This is a genomic window from Mycolicibacterium peregrinum, assembly GCF_001665625.1.
Classification (GTDB): Bacteria; Actinomycetota; Actinomycetes; order Mycobacteriales; family Mycobacteriaceae; genus Mycobacterium; species Mycobacterium peregrinum_B.
In genome coordinates this window covers 1-18,670 of the sequence record NZ_LZSY01000175.1, presented here as the reverse complement: position 1 = coordinate 18,670, position 18,670 = coordinate 1, and the positions used below count along the sequence as shown (strand labels likewise).

Below are 18,670 nucleotides of genomic sequence, written 5' to 3'. Positions count from 1 at the left end.
AGCGGGAGAAACTAGCCGCCGCCGAGCTTCTTGTACACAGCGCCCACGATCGGGGTGACGATGGCCCGCGGTGCGTATCCGCTGGCCATCGACATGGCCTTGGAGGTCGCACCGGGCACCACCCGCATCTTGTTCTTCTCCAGACCGTCCAGCGACAGCTTGGCGGTGTATTCGGTTGAGATCCACAGGAAGTCGGGGATCAGCCGCTCGACCAGAGACTGCTCGGACTCGTCGGGCAGGTCGGTACGCACCGGGCCCGGCGCCAGCACCGTGACGTGCACGCCGGCGCCCTTGAGCTCGCCGCGCAGCGACTCGCTGAAGGTATTGGCGAACGCCTTGGTCGCCGCGTAGGTGGCGTTGTTGGGGATCGGCGAATTACCGGCCGCCGAGCCCGAGGTCAGGATGCCGCCGGAGCCGCGCTTGACCATTCCGGGTAGCACCGCCAACACCAGATCGTGAACACCGAGCACATTCAGCTGCACCTGTGCCTTCTCTCCGGCCGGGTCGAGGTCGTTGACCGGGCCGAAGGTCGCGGTGCCCGCGTTGGCGCACAGGATCGAGATCTCGCGCTGGGCGAGTTCGTCGCACAGGACGCCTCGGGCCGCGGGGTCGGCGAGGTCGACGGCGCGCACCTCGACGGTCACCCCGTAACGCTCGGTGAGGCGCTGCGCGAGTGACGTCAGTACGTCCTCCCGTCGGGCGGTGATGATCAGGTGGTGGCCGCGGGCAGCGAGTTCGGTGGCCAACGCTTCGCCGATGTTCTGCGAGGCGCCGGTGACGACGGCACGGGCATCCGGACTGGGTGCGGGTACTGGCATGCGGCCAATCCTAGAAGGCGTCCGAACCCATAAGGTGTCGGTCATGACTAACCCCCGGCGGGCGAGGGTGCTCGCGTGGGCACTGTGGGACTGCGGCGCGACTGGGCTGAACGCCATCGTCATCACGTTTGTGTTCTCGGTGTATCTGACGAAAGGCGTCGGATCGGACCTGCCCGGCGACACCTCGCCGGCCAGTTGGCTGGGCTGGGCCATGTTCGCCGTCGGTCTCGCGGTGGCGCTGCTGGCGCCCGCCGTCGGGATCTGGGTCGACGCGCCGCAGCGGCGGCGTCGGGTACTGGCGGTGATGACGGGTGCCGCCGTGGCGTTCACCGCGGCGATGAGCCTGATCCGCGACGACCACCGTTACCTGCTGCCGGGGTTGATCCTGTTGGCCTGCACCGCGGCCTGCAACGAGCTGGCCACCGTGCCCTACAACGCCATGCTGCGACAGCTGTCCACCCCGGAGACGTCAGGGCGGATCTCCGGGCTCGGCCTGGCGATGGGCTACGGGGGCAGCGTCGTGCTGTTGCTGCTGGCCTACGTCGGATTCATGGCCGGTGACGGGGGCGCGCTGGGTATCCAGACCGAAGACGGGCAGAACGTGCGAGCGGTGATGCTGCTCACCGCGGTCTGGTTCGCGTTGTTCGCGCTGCCGATGTTCGTGATGGTGCCGCCGGTGACCGATGCGCCCCCTGTTGAGCGGGTCGGCTTCTTCGGCGCCTACCGCAAGTTGTGGTCCGAGATCCGCGGCGAGTGGCAACGCGACCACAACGTGGTCTACTACCTGCTGGCCAGCGCGGTGTTCCGCGATGGGCTGGCCGGGGTGTTCACCTTCGGCGCGGTGCTGGGGGTCAGCGTCTACGGCATCTCCGAGGCAGACGTGCTGTTGTTCGGGATCAGTGCCTGCGTGATCGCCGCGCTCGGGGCCGTCATCGGGGGGCAGCTCGATGACCGGATCGGTTCCAAGTCCGTCATCGTCGGATCGCTGGTCTCCCTGATCGCGGTGGGGCTGGCCTTGCTGGTGCTGTCAGGACCGGTGGCCTTCTGGGTGTGCGGCCTGCTGCTGTGTCTGTTCATCGGGCCGACGCTGGCCTCGGCCCGCACTTTGATGCTGCGGATCACCGCGGACGGAAAGGAGGGCGTCGCGTTCGGGCTCTACACCACCGTCGGACGCGCAGCGTCCCCCCTGGCGCCGTTGCTGTTCTCCATCTTCATCAATGTGTTCGGCGCCGACCGGGCCGGGATGGGCGGACTGGTGCTGGTGCTGGCGCTGGGACTGGCGGGCATGTTGGCCGTGCGGGTGCCAGCCCGGCAGCCCAGCCCCGCCGTGCCCGCGCACTGAGCCGGGCTCAGGCCGTACCGACGCAGATGGTGATTCCCGAGCCGGTCCGATGTTGGGTCTGCACGCCGTTGACGGTCACGGTGCACGCCACCTCGGGGCCGAAATTCACGACGCTCACGCTGGCGGTTTCGGTCGCCGGCTGAGCCAATTCGACCTGCTTGCTCCAGGGCAGTATGACGTTGAACTCGGTTTGCAGCACGTTTCCGGTGTCCAGGTAGGTGATGTTGATGGCCCGGCCTTCACCGGCGACCTCATAGGTGACGGTCTCGGTGGGCCCGGGCGTGGTCTCCGTGGGCGGGGCCGTGGTGGGTGCCGGGACCGGGCGTGGCGTCCGCGAGGTCGTGGTGGGTGTCTTCGGTGACGTGCTGAAGTTGGGCTGCGGGGTGATCGGTTGCGGTGCGACCACGGTCTCCTGGCTGGAGCCGTTGGCGATCACCAGCGCGACGACCAGGCCGAGCGCGACCAGGACTGCCACGGCGGCAAGGATCCACAACCAGAGCCGGGGCTCGTGGCCGTCGGGTTCCGGCGGGGTACCCGGCGGCGGAGTGGGGGCGCCCGGCGGCTGGCCGGTTGCGCCTGCGTCGTACCCGTAGGGAGAGTATGGCGGTAGCTGTTGGGTGGGATTCGGGCCCGGCTGCGGCGCCGAACCGGGCACAGCCGGGTACGCACCCTGATACGGCGGCTGGTTCGAGTACGCCGGATCTGGATAGTCCACGGGGTAGCCGCTACCGAACGATTGGGTCGGCTCGGACGTGTCGCGGCGTGGTGAATCTGTCATGCCCACCTCATGGCTGCGAGGGTACCTGTGCGGGCGCTCAGTCCGCTGCGACCGAGGTCCCAGGGATCGAGTGGTGATGAGAGATGCTGGAGTGGACTGCGCAAGTGACGGGAGGACGCGAGGTGGCCGCAGATCGGCATGTGCGGGTGAACTACGGCGCGTCGTTGTCACCGGATGCGACGGCATTTGCCCACTTGGTCGACGATGGCGGCTATCCGCGGGCGGTGCAGCGCTTCCTGCGCGGATGGCGGGCCAGTTCCTCGCGCGACGTCGAACTGCCCGTGGTCGGGCCCGTGACGAAGGTCATCCATTCCGCCGACGGCCACTGGCTGGCGTGCCAGGTGGCCCCCGAAGGTGGGACCCGCAGCCAGATCTGGGTGGTGACGACCGATCCCGACGACCGTGACGCGCGCCGGATCGACTACTGGCCGCCCAACGCCGAGGGCACGGCCGAACTGATCAGTTGGGACGGCAGCCAGGTCGCGGCGATCCTCACCGGAGAGGACGGTGTCGGCAGCTCGTGCCTGATCGACCCGGCGACCGGGGGCACCCTCATTCTCGACCGACGGTCGGGCGGGCGGCTGGTCGATGCGTGGGCGGGCGCCTCGCTGGTGCGGGTCGGACCGCGTGGGTACCAGGAGCTCATCATGCTGTGGGGGTTGACCGAGATCGCGCTGCTGCCATCGGATCCCGGGTCGGTCACCGATTTCGGTGTGATCCTCGACGATCACACCCCGCGACGGCTCCGCAGCGGTGTCGAAGGTGAGACCACCCTGTACTACCCGGCCAGCACCTATGAGCCGGGCAGCACCGAAGGCTTCGTGCGGGCCCTGATCCGCAGTGACAACGGCGCCGCGCACGCCCGTCTGCTGGAGGTGACGGTGACCGCCGAGGGCGTGACGTACCACGTCGTCGCCGAACGGGCCGGCTATGAGCTCGACGAGTTCGTGGTCAGTGACGATCTGTCCACCGTCGCGTTGTTGTGGAACATCGACGGCCGCAGCGAGTTGCAGGTCCTGGAATATGCCGACGAATCGCTGTCGGCACCGATTCCCATGCCCGGTCCGGTCGCCGGTGAGCTCAGCATCAGCGCGGGCGGGTCCATGGTGGCGGTGACCGTGCAGGGGCCGTCGTTGCCGCGCACCGTCGAACTCGTCGATCCGCGCTCACTGGAATGGGAGCGGATCGACCGGGAACCCAGCAGCGGGCCCCTGACTGCGGCGCCGACGCTGGAGCGGATCACCGCACGCGACGGGTTGGAGCTCACCGGGTGGTTGTACCGGCCGCAGGGGGAGACGGTGGGTGCGGTGATGTTCCTGCACGGTGGCCCTGAGGGACAGGCGCGGCCCGAATACAACGAGATCTTCCCGGCGCTGCTGGAGGCCGGTTTTGCGGTGCTGGCGCCGAACGTGCGCGGCTCGGGCGGGTTCGGTCGGGCTTTCGTGCACGCCGATGACAAGGAGTTGCGGTTCGCCGCGATCGACGATGTCGCCGATTGTGCGAAGTATCTGGTGGACCAGGGTGTTGCGCCGGCCGATCGGCTGGCCTGTACCGGGTGGTCGTACGGCGGCTATCTGACCCAGGCGGCGCTGGCCTTCCACCCGGAACTGTTCGTCGCCGGCATCAGCATCTGCGGGATGAGCGACCTGAACAGCTTCTACCACACCACCGAGCAGTGGATCGCCGCGGCGTCCTACCCCGAGTACGGCCATCCGGTCGCGGATCGTGATCTGCTGGAACGGCTTTCGCCGCTGCCGAGGGCGGATGCCGTGATCGCCCCGCTGCTGCTGGTGCACGGCGGCAACGACACGAACGTGCTGCCCGACGAATCCCGTCAGATGTACGAGGCGCTGGTGGCACTCGGGCGCACCGCCGAACTGTTGATCTTCGACGACGACGGCCACGAGATCGTCAAACGGGAGAACCGCGCCGTGCTGGTCGATGCGGCGACCCGTTGGCTGTCCAAGGCGTTCGGTGTCTAGTCGGCGGTGAGCGCGGCCAGCGTCATCCGGCGCAGTACCGCGCGGGAATGTGTCTTGGGGACAGCGGGTCTCACGCTGTAGGGGGTGGAGTTCAGCAGGCCGAACGCGGCGTGAGCCATCACGCGGGCGTCGTCCTCGGCCAGATCCGGGTTCACCTGGGTCAGGACCGCCACCCAGATCTCGACATACTGCCGCTGGGACCGCCGCACCTGACGCTTGGCGGTGTCGGGCAGATGTGCCAGGTCGCGGTCCTGGATACGGATCAGGTCGGGCTCGCCGAAGACGAAGTCGAGATGGAAGTCCACGAGGCCGTTCAGGGTGTCGGCGGGCGGGGCGCTGCGGGCGGTGACCTCCTGCGCTCCGGCGAGCAGGCGGGTACTGATCCCGACCAGCAGTTCGACCAGCAGGGCCTCTTTGTTGGGGAAGTGCCGATAGATGGCCGGCCCGGAGATGCCGACCGCAGAGCAGATGTCCTCCAGGCGTACCGCGAGGTAACCGCGTTCGGCCACAAGCCGTTCGGCGGCAGCGATCAGTTGACTGCGGCGGTCGGACTTCGCCTTGCTGCGACGGGTGACGGCGCTGTCGGACATGGCGCCTCCGGGGGTAGACAACTCAGTTAATGAAAACTAACCTAGCACGAGTTAGTCGTCATTAACCGAAATGGGAGCTGCCTTGTCATCGCACCGCGACGAGCATCTGGCGCTGGTTGGGCAGTTGCGCGCCAAGCTCGCCACCGCCGCACTCGGCGGCCCCGAGCGGGCCCGTCAACGCCACGTCGACCGGGGCAAGTTGCTGCCCCGCGATCGGGTCGACGGGCTGCTGGACCCGGGCAGCCCGTTCCTGGAGATCGCCGCACTGGCTGCCGACGGGATTTACGACGACGAGTGTCCCGGTGCCGGGATGATCGCGGGCATCGGCCGGGTGTCGGGCCGGGAATGCCTGATCGTCGCGAACGACGCGACCGTCAAAGGCGGCACGTATTACCCGGTCACGGTCAAGAAGCACCTGCGTGCGCAGGAGATCGCGCTCCAGAACAAGCTGCCGTGCATCTATCTCGTCGACTCCGGCGGTGCCTTCCTGCCGCGTCAGGACGAGGTGTTCCCCGACCGCGAGCACTTCGGCCGGATCTTCTACAACCAGGCCACGATGAGCGCGCAGGGCATCGCCCAGATCGCCGCGGTGCTCGGCTCGTGCACCGCGGGTGGCGCCTATGTGCCCGCGATGAGCGATGAGGCCGTCATCGTGCGCAACCAGGGCACGATCTTTCTGGGAGGTCCGCCGCTGGTGAAGGCCGCGACCGGTGAGGTCGTGACCGCCGAGGACCTCGGCGGCGGTGACCTGCATTCCAAGACCTCCGGTGTCACCGACCATCTGGCCCACGACGACCGTGACGCGCTGCGGATCGTGCGCAACATCGTCGCCACCCTCGGGCCGGCCGAGGCCCCGCCGTGGGCCGTGACACCCACCGTGGACGCCGTCGCCGACCAGAGCGAGCTCTACGACGTGGTCCCGGTCGACTCCCGCGTGCCGTATGACGTGCACGAGGTGATCACCCGGATCGTCGACGGCGGCGAGTTCAGCGAGTTCAAGGCCGAGTACGGCACCACCCTGGTCACCGGGTTCGCCCGCATCCACGGCCACCCGGTCGGCATCGTCGCCAACAACGGTGTGCTGTTCGGCGAATCCGCGCTCAAGGGAGCGCATTTCATCGAGCTGTGCGACAAGCGCAAGACCCCGTTGTTGTTCCTGCAGAACATCGCCGGGTTCATGGTCGGCCGCGACTACGAGGCCTCGGGTATCGCCAAGCACGGCGCCAAGATGGTCACCGCGGTGGCCTGCGCCCGGGTGCCGAAGCTGACCGTGGTGATCGGCGGCTCCTACGGGGCCGGTAACTACTCGATGTGCGGGCGTGCCTATTCGCCGCGGTTCCTGTGGATGTGGCCCAATGCCCGTATCTCGGTGATGGGCGGCGAGCAGGCCGCTTCGGTGCTGGCCACGGTGCGCGGCGACATGAGCGCCGAGGAAGAAGAGCAGTTCAAGGAGCCGATCCGGGCCCAGTACGAGCATCAGGGCAACCCGTACTATTCGACGGCCCGGCTCTGGGACGACGGGGTGATCGACCCGGCCGACACCAGAACAGTGCTCGGCCTTGCTCTTTCGGTTGTCGGCCAGGCTCCGCTGGAGCCGGTCTCCTACGGCGTATTCCGGATGTGATGATGAGCCTCTCCCTATTCGACACAGTCCTCGTCGCCAACCGTGGCGAGATCGCGGTGCGGGTCATCCGCACCCTGCGAGCCATGGGCATCCGGTCGGTGGCGGTGTTCAGCGACGCCGACGCCGGCGCCCGACACGTCGCAGAGGCAGACGTGGCCGTCCGTATCGGACCGGCCGCGGCCCGGCAGAGCTACCTCGACATCGACGCGGTGGTTTCGGCTGCGCAGCGCACCGGTGCGCAGGCAGTGCACCCCGGCTACGGATTCCTTTCCGAGAACGCCGAGTTCGCCGCCGCACTGCAGGCCGCGGGCATCGTGTTCATCGGCCCGCCCGCTTCGGCGATCGCCACCATGGGCGACAAGATCGCGGCCAAGGCCGCGGTGTCTGCGTTCGGCGTCCCCGTCGTACCCGGCATCTCGCGTCCAGGCCTGACCGATGACGAGCTGATCGCGGGCGCACCCGAGGTCGGGTTCCCCGTTCTGGTGAAGCCGTCGGCAGGTGGTGGTGGCAAGGGCATGCGTGTGGTCGAACAGGCTGCCGATCTGCCTGCCGCGCTGACCAGCGCCCGTCGCGAGGCCGCGGCCGCGTTCGGTGACGACACCCTGTTTCTGGAACGATTCGTGTTGCGGCCCCGCCATATCGAGGTGCAGGTGCTCGCCGACGGCCACGGCAGCGTGATCCACCTGGGGGAGCGCGAATGCAGTCTGCAGCGCCGCCACCAGAAGGTCATCGAGGAAGCGCCGTCACCCCTGTTGGATCCGGCCACCCGGGCTCGCATCGGGGCCGCCGCCTGCGACACCGCGCGTAGCGTCGACTACACGGGCGCCGGCACGGTGGAGTTCATCGTGTCCGCGGATGCACCCGATGAGTTCTTCTTCATGGAGATGAACACCCGGCTTCAGGTGGAACACCCGGTCACCGAAATGGTGACCGGTGTGGACCTGGTGGAGCAGCAGGTGCGCATTGCCGCGGGGGAGAAGCTCGTGCTCGGCCAGGACGACATCGTCATGACCGGACATGCCATCGAGGCCAGGGTGTACGCCGAGGACCCGGCCAACGGCTTCCTTCCCACCGGGGGGCCGGTACTGGGATTGCGCGAGCCGACCGGACCCGGCGTGCGGGTGGATTCCGGCCTGGCCGCGGGCACGGTCGTCGGCAGCGACTACGACCCGATGCTCTCGAAGGTCATCGCCTACGGCGCCGACCGGGCCGCGGCGCTGCACAAGCTGGACCGGGCGCTGGCCGATACCGCGGTACTGGGCCTGACCACCAACACCGAGTTCCTGCGCTTCCTGCTGGCCGATCCCGATGTGGCGGCCGGCCGACTGGACACCGGCCTGTTGGACCGTCGGGCGCCGGATTTCGCGCCCAAGGCCCTCGGCGACGTCGAGTTGATCGCCGCGGCGGCCTACCAGTGGATCAGCAACTGGACCGAGGCCGGCGACGATCTGTGGGCACGGCCGACCGGTTGGCGGGTGGGGGAGCGTGCCCCCGCGGCGTTCCGGCTGCGGGCCGGCGAGCGCACCGACCACGTGTACCTCACCGGTACTCCCGATCAGGCCACGGCTTCCGTCGAGCACGGTGAAACCCACACCGTCAGCGCGGCATTCGTCGGAGATCGGTTCACCCTCACCCTCGACGGGATGCGGGCTGAGTACCTGGTCGCCACGCAACTGAGCGGGGGTGTCGGTCAGCTGTGGCTCTCCGGCGCCGGACGCAGTTACCTCGTCGAGGAGGTCCGCGAGGCGCCGGTGCGACCCGACGACGAGCACAGCGGCAACGCCGAACTCGTCAGCCCCATGCCGGGATCGGTTGTCGCCGTGGGCGTTGCGAGCGGCACGGAGGTGACCGCCGGAACCATGGTCGTCACCGTGGAGGCGATGAAGATGGAGCATGCCCTGACGGCGCCCACCGATGGTGTGGCCGAGCTACTTGTCGCCGTCGGCGACCAGGTCAAGGTGGGCCAGCCGCTGGCCCGGATTACCGCTGCAACACAGGAGAACGAGCAATGACGGACTTTCTGTCCACCGGCACCTTGCCGGACCATTACGCGGAACTGGCCAAGACCGTCCGCGACTTCGCCCAGAGCGTCGTCGCCCCGGTGGCCGCGAAACACGATGAGGAACATTCGTTCCCGTATGAGGTCGTGGCCGGCATGGCCGACATGGGTCTGTTCGGACTGCCGTTCCCCGAGGAGTACGGCGGCATGGGCGGCGACTACTTCGCGCTCTGCCTGGCCCTGGAGGAACTCGGCAAGGTGGACCAGAGCGTGGCCATCACGCTGGAGGCGGGGGTTTCCCTGGGCGCCATGCCGGTCTACCGCTTCGGTAACGACGCCCAGAAGGAAGAGTGGCTGCCGCTGCTGGCCAGTGGCAAGGCGCTGGGCGCCTTCGGCCTGACCGAGGCCGGCGGCGGCAGCGACGCCGGCGCCACCAAGACGACCGCGAAGATGGACGACGGCCACTGGATTATCAATGGCTCCAAGCAGTTCATCACCAACTCCGGTACCGACATCACCAAGCTGGTCACGGTCACCGCGGTCACCGGCGAACGTGACGGCGGCAAGAAGGAGATCTCGTCGATCCTGGTGCCCGTGCCCATCGAGGGATTCACCGCCGAACCGGCCTACAACAAGGTCGGCTGGAACGCCTCGGACACCCACCCCCTGAGCTTCGACGACGTCCGGGTACCCGCCGAGAACCTGCTGGGTGAGCGCGGCCGCGGTTATGCCAACTTCCTGCGCATCCTCGACGAGGGCCGCATCGCCATCGCGGCGCTGTCCGTCGGTGTGGCGCAGGGTTGCGTGGACGAATGTGTGAAGTACGCCAAGGAACGTCAGGCCTTCGGCGCGGCCATCGGCACGTACCAGGCCATCGCCTTCAAGATCGCCCGGATGGAGGCCCGCGCCCACACTGCCCGCGCCGCGTACTACGACGCCGCGGCGTTGATGCTGTCCGGCAAGCCGTTCAAGAAGGCGGCGTCGGTGGCCAAGCTGGTCTCCAGCGAGGCGGCGATGGACAACGCCCGCGACGCCACCCAGATCTTCGGCGGCTACGGTTTCATGAACGAATACCCGGTGGCGCGTCACTACCGGGACAGCAAGATCCTCGAAATCGGTGAGGGGACAACCGAAGTGCAGCTGATGCTGATCGCGCGGGAGGCGGGTCTGTGACCGAGGAGCGAGTGATCGAACAGCGTGGGCTCTGGTTCGAGGAGTTCGAGACCGGAGTGCGCTACCTGCACCGTCCCGGGCGCACCATCACCGAGGCCGACAACACACTGTTCACCGCGGTGACCATGAACACCCAGGCGCTACACCTCGATGCGGCCTGGTCCGAGCAGCAGCCGCCGTTCAACCAGCGGCTGGTGAACTCGATGTTCACGCTGGCGACCCTGGTCGGGCTCTCTGTCTCCCAGCTCACCCAGGGCACCACCGTCGGAAACCTGGGGTTCTCCGAAATCGCTTTCCCCAAGCCGATGTTTCATGGCGATACGCTCTACGCCGAGACCGTCGTCACCGAGAAGCGGGCATCCAAGAGCCGTCCCGGCGAGGGCATCGTCACGTTCGTGCACACCGGCCGCAACCAGCACGGTGACATCGTGGCCACGGCTACCCGCAAGGCCCTGATGCGGATGCGCCCGGAGGGGGATTCCTGATGGCACTCCAGGCACCCGGTCCAGGCTGGCTGTTCTGCCCGGCCGACCGTCCGGAGCGATTCGCAAAGGCGGCGGCGGCAGCCGATGTGGTGATCCTCGATCTCGAGGACGGATGTGCGGCCAAGGACCGCCCCGCCGCTCGCCAGGCCTTGATCGACACGCGGCTGGATCCGGCCCGCACCGTGGTGCGGGTCAACCCGACCGACACCGCCGATCACGAACTGGACCTGAAGGCAGTCGCCGCAACCGATTACACCACCGTGATGCTGGCCAAGACCGAGCATGCCGATCAGGTGCGCGCCCTGGCCCCGCTGGATGTCGTGGTGTTGATCGAGACCCCGCTGGCCGCGTTGAACGTCGTCGAGTTGGTGCAGCCCGACAACGCCTTCGCGGTGATGTGGGGAGCCGAGGACCTCTTCGCGGTCACCGGTGGCACCGCCAACCGGTGGCCTGACGGCACCTACCGTGACGTCGCCCAGCACGTGCGGTCGCAGACCCTGCTGGCGGCCAAGGCCTACGGGAAGCTGGCGCTGGATTCGGTGTACCTCGACATCAAGGATCTCGACGGCCTGCGGGCCGAGTCCGACGACGCGGTCGCGGTCGGTTTCGACGCCAAGGTGGCGATTCACCCCACACAGGTCGCCGTCATCCGCTCGGCCTATGCGCCGACCGATGAGCAGATCAGCTGGGCGCGGGCAGTACTCGCCCGGGTGGCTACCGAACGCGGCGTCTTCCAGCACGACGGTCTGATGGTCGACGCCCCGGTGCTGCGCCGGGCCGAGCGGATTGTCGCCCTGGCCCCCTAGTCGCTACCGCGAGCAGACGCGTCGGTACCCGAAACCAGTGTTTCTGGGGTACCGCAGCGTCTGCTCGCCGGCGTCTCCGACACGCACCCAATCGTTACCGGCGATGGACCCGGCCGAACTCGGTTCGGGCGCATAATGGCGATATGCCCCAGTGCTGCGACGGGCCGAGCGGATCGTCTGACTAGCGCCACACCCAGGCATTAGCCGGAGGCCTCTCACCAGGGGTTTTGCACGTACCGCCGCTGCTCTGAGCACCTCACGGACTGGCGGCGCGACATGCCGTCACCTGAGAAGGAGGCGGGATGGCTGGGATGTATGCGGCACCGAGTGTCGAACTGGACCCGGTAGGCCTGGTGGACGCAGACGGGTCACCCACCGCCGAGACCCGTTTCAGCCGCGATCTGCCCCACGAAACCCTGGCCTGGCTCTACGAGTCCATGGTGGTGACCCGCGATCTGGACACGGAATTCATCAACCTGCAACGCCAGGGTGAGCTGGCGCTGTACGCGTCGTGTCGGGGTCAGGAGGCCGCGCAGATCGGGGCCACGGCCTGCCTACGCAAGACCGACTGGTTGTTCCCCCAGTACCGGGAGATCGGCGCGTTCTTGCTGCGCGGCATCACGCCGGGCCAGATGGGTGCGGTGTGGCGAGGCAAGTGGCACGGGGGCACGGGGTTCACCAGCCGCTGCGTCGCCCCGATCGCCATTCCGATCGGCACTCACGGACTTCATGCCGTCGGCGCGGCGATGGCTGCCCAACGTCTCGGCGAGGATTCGGTGACCGTCGCATTTCTCGGCGACGGCGCGACCAGTGAGGGTGACGCGCACGAAGCGCTCAACCTGGCTTCGGTGTTCAAGGCGCCGTGCGTGTTCTTCGTGCAGAACAACCAGTGGGCGATCTCCGTGCCGGTCAGCAGGCAACAGGCCGGGCCGTCGATCGCGCACCGCGCCACCGGCTACGGCATGCCGGGTGTCCGCGTCGACGGCAATGACGTGCTGGCCTGTTATGCGGTGATGGCAGAGGCGGCCGAACGTGCCCGGCAGGGCGGCGGTCCCACGCTCATCGAGGCCGTCACCTACCGGATGGGTCCGCACACCACCTCCGACGATCCCACCCGCTACCGGTCGGCCGATGAGCTCGATGACTGGCTGGCCCGTGATCCGATTGCGCGCTACCGCACCTACCTCCAGACCACCGGAGTGCTCGACGACCGTCTCGAGCAACGAGTCGCGGCGCGGTCACTGCGGCTGCGCACAGAGTTGCGCAACACGATCGTCGGAGCCGCCGACGCCGATCCGGCCGAGCTGTTCGACAACGTGTATGCCGAGACCACCCCGGATCTGGCACGCCAACGCGATCAGTTGTTGGCCGAACTGGCGAAGGAGGCGTGAGACCCATGACCCAGATCATCGATCGTCCTGCCGCTCAGGGGGATTCGCCGGACCCGTGGGAGCCGGAGCTGACTCCGCTCAGGAGGCCCGCGCCTCCGCGGTCCGAGCCTGCGGTCGCCGAACTGACCATGGTCGCGGCCATCAACCGGGCGCTACGTGACGCCATGGCTGCCGATGAACATGTCCTGGTGTTCGGCGAGGACGTCGCCACCCTCGGTGGCGTCTTCCGGGTCACCGAGGGGCTAGCCGAAACCTTCGGTGCCGACCGGTGCTTCGACACTCCACTGGCCGAATCGGCGATCATCGGTATCTCCATCGGCCTCGCGATCCGCGGTTTCGTCCCGGTCCCGGAGATGCAGTTCGACGGATTCAGCTATCCCGCCTTCGACCAGATCGCCAGCCACCTGGCTAAATATCACATGCGCACTCACGGTGACGTGAAGATGCCGGTGACGGTGCGGATTCCGTCGTTCGGCGGTATCGGCGCGGTCGAGCATCACTCGGAGTCCACTGAGTCGTACTGGCTGCACACCGCCGGCCTCAAGGTCGTCGTACCGTCGACCCCGTCGGATGCGTACTGGCTGCTGCGGTATGCGATCAGCAGCCCCGATCCGGTGATCTTCCTGGAGCCCAAGCGGCGCTACTGGGCCCGCGAACTCGTCGACACGAGCGCACCTGCGCCGCCGATCGGCCGGGCCGCGGTGCGGCGCAACGGAACCGACGTCACGGTCATCACCTACGGCGGGCTGGTGGGCACCGCGCTCAACGCTGCCGAGCTGGCCGCCGACCGCGGCTGGAGCCTTGAGGTGGTGGACCTGCGATCACTCAACCCGCTCGACTTCGACACCGTCGCGGCCGCGGTGCAGCGCACCGGTCGTGCGGTGGTGATGCACGAAGGCCCTCGGACTCTGGGCTTCGGTGCCGAACTTGCCGCCCGGATCTCCGAGGAATGTTTCTACGACCTTGAGGCACCGGTGTTGCGCGCCACGGGTTTTGACACACCGTATCCGCCTGCCCGGCTGGAGAAGGCGTGGCTGCCCGGCGTCGACCGGTTGCTCGACTGTGTCGAGCGTGCGCTGGAACAGCCGTGAACCGCGAGTTTCTGGTCCCTGATCTCGGCGAGGGCCTGCAGGACGCCACCATCACCAGCTGGAGTGTCGCGGTCGGCGACACGGTCGAACTCAACCAGACACTGTGCACCGTCGAGACCAACAAGGCCGAGGTGGAGATCCCCAGCCCGTTCGCTGGGCAGGTGCTCGAACTCGGCGGCGCAGCAGGGGACACCTTGACCGTCGGGTCGTTGCTGGTCCGGATCGATGCCGGTGAGCCGGCCGCTGCCCCCACCCTTCCTGCGAAAAACGGTGGGACGCCGCGTAAATCGGTGCTGGTCGGATACGGCGCCGACGACAGCATGGATGCCAGTAGGCGAACGCCACCAATGGGTGACCGGGCCCGTGCCAAACCACCGGTGCGGAAACTGGCAGCTGATCTGCAGGTGGACCTCGACGCACTTGCCCCGGGATCCGGGCCCGAGGGGATCGTCACCCGCGACGATGTGCTGGCCGCCGCGGGTAATTCGGAGAATCTCGATGTCACTGGCGTGCAGGCCGCCATGGCGCGAAGGATGTCTCTGTCGCACAAGGAAATTCCTGATGCCCACGCCCGCGTCGAGGTCGATTGCAGTGCGTTGTTGCAGCTGCGCGACCGGATTCGGGCCGCCGATGCGGAGCTGCCCGTCACACCGTTCGTGCTGACGCTGCGGCTGCTGGTGATGGCGCTGGGGCGGCATCAACTGCTGAACTCCACGTGGCTGGAAACCACGGAAGGTGCTCAGATCCACCGGCATCCGGCCGTGCACCTGGGCTTCGGGGTGGCCGCACCGCGTGGCCTGCTGGTTCCCGTGGTCCGTGACGCGCAGACCATGACGACCCGGCAGTTGGCCGCTGCGGTTGCCAGGCTCGTGGAGCGGGCCAGAGCCGGCACACTCAGCCCGGCGGAGCTCCGTGGGTCGACGTTCACGGTGTCGAACTTCGGTGCCCTCGGCCTGGACGACGGCGTACCGGTGATCAACTATCCGGAGGCGGCGATTCTGGGCATGGGTTCGATCAAACCGCGTCCAGTCGTCGTGGACGGTGCGGCGGCGGCCCGCCCGACCATGTCGTTGACGTGTGTATTCGACCACCGCGTCGTCGACGGCGCGCAGGCCGCGGCATTCCTGGTTGACCTGCGCGCCCTGGTCGAGGCGCCCGAGCTCGCCGTGCTGGACCTCTAGGGGAGAGTTGTAGCCCGCTACTTCCGCTTGGCGGCAGCCAAACGCGCTGCGAACTCGGGAGATTCGATCGAGCGTGCCTGCGGACCGAGTTCGATGTCAACGGCTGTCCCGTGCTGGTCGGTGTCGACCGTTCCCGGATTGGCGGTGGCCCGCATCGAGGCCTTCGTGGCGATCACCACGTCACGCGGAGCACTGGCGGGGCCTGCGGCGAGCATGCGCGCGGCGCCCACCGGATCCTCGGCGATCGACAGCGCCAACCCGTGGCGCACCGCGGATTCGGCGTCGAAGCGCATGCCGAACAACAGTGCCGCCCGGGCCACCTGTGGGCCGACGCCTCGCTGCAGCATCCAGGTGGCGCCGCCGCCGGGGTGGATGCCCAGCTTCTGGAACCGTGGATCGAACAGCGCGCCCGGGCCGGCGATGCGGACATCAGCGGCCAGCGCAAGGTTCAGGCCCGCGCCGACTGCGGCGCCGTTGACCGCGGCGATCGTCGGCAGCGTGCAGTTGGCGACCGCCAGGAACCCGTCGTAGATCTTGCGCAGCCCGTCCTCGGTGGCCTCGCCGAGCGCGGTGAGGTCGGCCCCGGCGCAGAACGCCTTGCCCGCACCCGTGACGATCACGGCGTGCACGTCGGGGTTGGCCTCGGCGTCCTCGACCGCGGCGCGCAGGGCCGCCGACATCTCGAAGGTCACCGCATTGCGGCGATCGGGATCGTTGACGGTGATGACTGCGATGTGATCGTCGACGCTGACCAACACTGAATCCGGCACCAAGCCACCCTAGCCTCCGTGGGTATTGCCCGTGAGCGTCACGCCAGAGTGGCGCCCGCGCTCGCGCGCCACTCTGGCGTGACATTCGGCGCGGGGTATTCGGCACGTGATGTTCGGCGCGGGGCGTTCGGCGCGGGTGACCACAAATGTTCATCGGAACGTCGGCCCCATTGCCCAGCGGTCCCGCCGGCATGAGCGGACAATGATTCGGTGACGGCTGACATTGCCGGTATTTCTGGCGCGCAGTCGGCAACGCCGACGCGGCGTCGGCTCCTCTTCATGGCAGCCGGGGCGATCTTCCTGCTCGATCTGGGGACCAAGGCGCTGGCGGTGGGCACGCTCGAACCGGGCCATCCCGTCCCGTTGTTGGGCACCTGGCTGTCCTGCGAGCTCACCCGCAATTCCGGTGCCGCCATGTCGATGGCCGCGGACCGGACCGTGCTGCTGACCATCGTCGTCCTGTCCGTGGCTGCGGCCATCGCCTGGATCGGTGTGAACGTCCGCTCTCGGTGGTGGGCCGTGGGTCTGGGGACCATCCTCGGCGGCGCCGGGGGGAACCTCATCGATCGATTCTTCCGTGCCCCCGGTCCGATGCGGGGGCACGTGGTCGACTTCCTGGCCATCGGCCCGATGCCGGTGTTCAACGTCGCCGATCTCGCCGTGCTGTCGGGTGTGGTCTGGTTGATTGCGTTGTCGCTGTCAGGTTTTCCGTTCAACGGCGCCGCCCGGAGCCCGGAGCCGCATGCTGGAAACTAATCCCGACCACCGGGTCGGTTCAGCGGACGACCGGCCGAGCGCCGCATGGCACGAGACCCGCACTGCGATGGTCCTTGCCGGAATCGGGGCCGTGGTGGCCATCGGTGCGCTGGTGTTCGCGATTCTGATGACGTCACACCAGTCGGTGCTGCCTCCTCAACCTGATCGGCTGACGCCGGTGAAGCCGTCGTCGCGCGCGGTGACAACCAGCACGAGCACGACGCCGCAGACGCCGGTGAGCACCAGCGAGGACATCGGACCTTCGACTGCGCCACCGCCACCCCCGGAAGCCCCGTCCGACACAACCGCGCCGCCGACCACGACGATGTCGAATCCCTATGCCACGACTTCGGCGCCCAACGGGGCGGCGTTCTGATGCGTACTGACCGACACGCGCGAGGACCGGGTCAGCCGAACCCGATTCCGATGCCACCCCAGATATCGTCATCGGGGTCGTTGGGGCACGAAACGTCTACGTAGACAGTCGTGTTCGACGGATCGACGCCGGGTGACCGATCGGGGTTGTGAACCGCCGTTGCCCGGCAGCGTGTGAGTGGCTCGCTGCTGACTCCGCTGACCCAGTTGATCTGGACGTTGTAGCCCTTCGCGGTGAGATCGTTGATCGTGTCGGCGGCCGATCGGGTGCCTGCCGTCGGGTCCGCTACGGCAGATGGAGCCAGGACCATGCCGACACACAGCGCTGCGAAGGGTGTGAACACCTTCGCGCAACGCACTACTCGTCGCATGATGACCCTTCCGGCGGTCGGATCGGCTCGTGCCAGTCTATTCCGCCGGCAAAGGTACGACGTGGTTCAGGAATTCGAGCCCTCGTCGGGGCATTGCACATCGACGTAGACCGTTACGTCTGACTTGGGTAGGGGCGGCGACCCGCGGTTGGGATTGTGGATCGAATTGACGCGGCACAGCGACAGCGACAATGTGCTCTTGCCGCCGACCCAGTTGATCGCCACGTTGTAGCCCTCGGCGCTGAGGGCCGAGATCGTTTCGTCGGCCCGTTGGCCGCTGCCCGCAGTCGGCTCCGCCGTGGCAACCGGGGTGGCCCCGATTGCGATGGCCGGTATGAGCACAACCAGTCCGACGATCTTCGTATATCGAGCATGGAACAGCATCCCGACCCTCCTGACGGTCGGATCTCATGCTGTCGCTCTCACCGGTAGCCCCGGCCGTCATCAGTCAGTGTATTCCTGGTGTACGGAAAGTTAACAGAAAGTGACGGAATATTTGCGCGGCCGACAGCTCCGGGCCGGTCTGGCTCGGCTCACGCAGCGGTAGGGGCCAAGAAAATCGGGCAGCATCCGGGATTACCGGACGCTGCCCGAATGTGTCAGGGAGCGGGTGGCGCGGGAGGTGTTCCCGGCGCCGGCGGAGCTCCTGGTGCCGGAGGCGGTGCAGCCGGATCCGGCAGGTACTCACCGAGACCCGAAGGCACGTTCGTCCCGGGTGGCGGTGCGGTGCCCGGAAGCGGTTCACCGAGTTGCTCTTTGGGCAGCTGGCCGAGCATCGCGCCACGCAGGTTCCCGTTGCGGTACATGTCGCGCATGTTCCGCATCCAGTCGAGCCCGGAGATGTCCGCGTTCTCCTGACCCGGCGGGACCCCGACCACGGTGCCCTGACCGGGCGCCGACGGTTTCTCGTTCTGCGGGAAGAAGTTTCCGTTGTTGAATGCCCTGAGGTTGGGTGCCTCGGTCGGGGGCGGTCCACCCGGTGCCGACGGCACCGTGTACTGCCCGAGCAGCGCACCGGGACTCATGTCGACCCCGTTGGGGACGCCGAGGCGTCCAGGTGCCGTCTCGGTGAACAAGAAGTCGTTCAAGGCCGCACCGGTGCGCGTCACCCTCAAGGACGTTCACATCAAGGTGGACG

The 18,670-nt window shown here is 67.7% G+C and carries 19 protein-coding genes; 12 read left to right on the top strand and 7 right to left on the bottom strand.

Going from position 1 to position 18,670, the window contains the following annotated elements; translation table 11 throughout:
• Positions 1-11 precede the first annotated feature (11 nt).
• The gene (gene cmrA, locus A5779_RS28125; RefSeq protein WP_064887022.1) at positions 12-818 is read right to left on the bottom strand and encodes a mycolate reductase; all 807 of its coding nucleotides are present in this window, start codon (positions 816-818) and stop codon (positions 12-14) included.
• Between the two features lie 43 nt (positions 819-861).
• On the opposite strand from cmrA, the gene A5779_RS28120 reads away from it, so the two are divergent.
• Positions 862-2,160 (top strand): MFS transporter, encoded by a 1,299-nt coding sequence (locus A5779_RS28120; RefSeq protein WP_064887021.1) that lies wholly within the window; start codon positions 862-864, stop codon positions 2,158-2,160.
• Between the two features lie 7 nt (positions 2,161-2,167).
• Here the strand turns inward: A5779_RS28120 and A5779_RS28115 are convergent, their stop codons facing one another.
• Positions 2,168-2,938 carry an MmpS family transport accessory protein gene (locus A5779_RS28115; protein WP_064887044.1) on the bottom strand — a complete coding sequence of 257 codons (771 nt, stop codon included), beginning with the start codon at positions 2,936-2,938 and terminating at the stop codon, positions 2,168-2,170.
• Positions 2,939-3,042: 104 nt separating this feature from the next.
• On the opposite strand from A5779_RS28115, the gene A5779_RS28110 reads away from it, so the two are divergent.
• Complete coding sequence (locus tag A5779_RS28110; RefSeq protein ID WP_236734909.1) at positions 3,043-4,920, top strand: alpha/beta hydrolase family protein; 1,878 nt, start codon at positions 3,043-3,045, stop codon at positions 4,918-4,920.
• Here the strand turns inward: A5779_RS28110 and A5779_RS28105 are convergent.
• Entirely contained in the window at positions 4,917-5,510 is a 594-nt protein-coding gene (locus A5779_RS28105) for an SACE_7040 family transcriptional regulator (protein ID WP_064887020.1), read from the bottom strand. The genes A5779_RS28110 and A5779_RS28105 overlap by 4 nt on opposite strands.
• Positions 5,511-5,580: 70 nt before the next feature.
• Here A5779_RS28105 and A5779_RS28100 point away from each other — a divergent pair, with 70 nt between their 5' ends.
• The 8 genes from A5779_RS28100 to A5779_RS28065 all read left to right on the top strand — a co-directional run bounded on the left by A5779_RS28100 (position 5,581) and on the right by A5779_RS28065 (position 15,260).
• Complete coding sequence (locus A5779_RS28100; RefSeq protein WP_064887019.1) at positions 5,581-7,134, top strand: carboxyl transferase domain-containing protein; 1,554 nt, start codon at positions 5,581-5,583, stop codon at positions 7,132-7,134.
• 2 nt (positions 7,135-7,136) lie between these two features.
• Positions 7,137-9,146 (top strand): acetyl-CoA carboxylase biotin carboxylase subunit, encoded by a 2,010-nt coding sequence (locus tag A5779_RS28095; RefSeq protein WP_064887018.1) that lies wholly within the window; start codon positions 7,137-7,139, stop codon positions 9,144-9,146.
• Positions 9,143-10,306 carry an acyl-CoA dehydrogenase family protein gene (locus A5779_RS28090; RefSeq protein ID WP_064887017.1) on the top strand — a complete coding sequence of 388 codons (1,164 nt, stop codon included), beginning with the start codon at positions 9,143-9,145 and terminating at the stop codon, positions 10,304-10,306. Before A5779_RS28095 ends, A5779_RS28090 begins: the two co-directional genes overlap by 4 nt.
• Complete coding sequence (locus tag A5779_RS28085) at positions 10,303-10,791, top strand: MaoC family dehydratase (protein ID WP_064887016.1); 489 nt, start codon at positions 10,303-10,305, stop codon at positions 10,789-10,791. Before A5779_RS28090 ends, A5779_RS28085 begins: the two co-directional genes overlap by 4 nt.
• Positions 10,791-11,597 (top strand): HpcH/HpaI aldolase/citrate lyase family protein, encoded by an 807-nt coding sequence (locus tag A5779_RS28080; RefSeq protein WP_064887015.1) that lies wholly within the window; start codon positions 10,791-10,793, stop codon positions 11,595-11,597. Before A5779_RS28085 ends, A5779_RS28080 begins: the two co-directional genes overlap by 1 nt.
• A 302-nt stretch (positions 11,598-11,899) precedes the next feature.
• Entirely contained in the window at positions 11,900-12,988 is a 1,089-nt protein-coding gene (gene pdhA / locus A5779_RS28075; RefSeq protein WP_064887014.1) for a pyruvate dehydrogenase (acetyl-transferring) E1 component subunit alpha, read from the top strand.
• Between the two features lie 5 nt (positions 12,989-12,993).
• The gene (locus A5779_RS28070) at positions 12,994-14,079 is read left to right on the top strand and encodes an alpha-ketoacid dehydrogenase subunit beta (RefSeq protein ID WP_064887013.1); all 1,086 of its coding nucleotides are present in this window, start codon (positions 12,994-12,996) and stop codon (positions 14,077-14,079) included.
• A complete protein-coding gene (locus A5779_RS28065) occupies positions 14,076-15,260 on the top strand; it encodes a dihydrolipoamide acetyltransferase family protein (protein ID WP_064887012.1) in 1,185 nt (394 codons plus the stop codon). Before A5779_RS28070 ends, A5779_RS28065 begins: the two co-directional genes overlap by 4 nt.
• A gap of 17 nt (positions 15,261-15,277) precedes the next feature.
• Here A5779_RS28065 and A5779_RS28060 read toward each other — a convergent pair whose 3' ends face one another.
• The gene (locus A5779_RS28060; protein ID WP_064887011.1) at positions 15,278-16,030 is read right to left on the bottom strand and encodes an enoyl-CoA hydratase; all 753 of its coding nucleotides are present in this window, start codon (positions 16,028-16,030) and stop codon (positions 15,278-15,280) included.
• A 210-nt stretch (positions 16,031-16,240) separates the two neighbouring features.
• Here A5779_RS28060 and A5779_RS28055 point away from each other — a divergent pair, with 210 nt between their 5' ends.
• Together A5779_RS28055 and A5779_RS28050 are read left to right on the top strand one after the other, a co-directional pair.
• Positions 16,241-16,786: a signal peptidase II gene (locus tag A5779_RS28055; RefSeq protein WP_064887010.1), complete on the top strand. Its 546-nt coding sequence runs from the start codon at positions 16,241-16,243 to the stop codon at positions 16,784-16,786.
• A complete protein-coding gene (locus A5779_RS28050; RefSeq protein ID WP_064887009.1) occupies positions 16,773-17,162 on the top strand; it encodes a hypothetical protein in 390 nt (129 codons plus the stop codon). Before A5779_RS28055 ends, A5779_RS28050 begins: the two co-directional genes overlap by 14 nt.
• Positions 17,163-17,193: 31 nt before the next feature.
• Here the strand turns inward: A5779_RS28050 and A5779_RS28045 are convergent, their stop codons facing one another.
• The 3 genes from A5779_RS28045 to A5779_RS28035 all read right to left on the bottom strand — a co-directional run bounded on the left by A5779_RS28045 (position 17,194) and on the right by A5779_RS28035 (position 18,557).
• Entirely contained in the window at positions 17,194-17,532 is a 339-nt protein-coding gene (locus A5779_RS28045; RefSeq protein WP_064887008.1) for a hypothetical protein, read from the bottom strand.
• 66 nt (positions 17,533-17,598) lie between these two features.
• Positions 17,599-17,916, bottom strand: coding sequence for a hypothetical protein (locus A5779_RS28040; protein ID WP_064887007.1), 318 nt, complete (start codon positions 17,914-17,916; stop codon positions 17,599-17,601).
• Between the two features lie 215 nt (positions 17,917-18,131).
• Positions 18,132-18,557 carry a hypothetical protein gene (locus A5779_RS28035; protein WP_236734908.1) on the bottom strand — a complete coding sequence of 142 codons (426 nt, stop codon included), beginning with the start codon at positions 18,555-18,557 and terminating at the stop codon, positions 18,132-18,134.
• Positions 18,558-18,670: the final 113 nt, after the last annotated feature.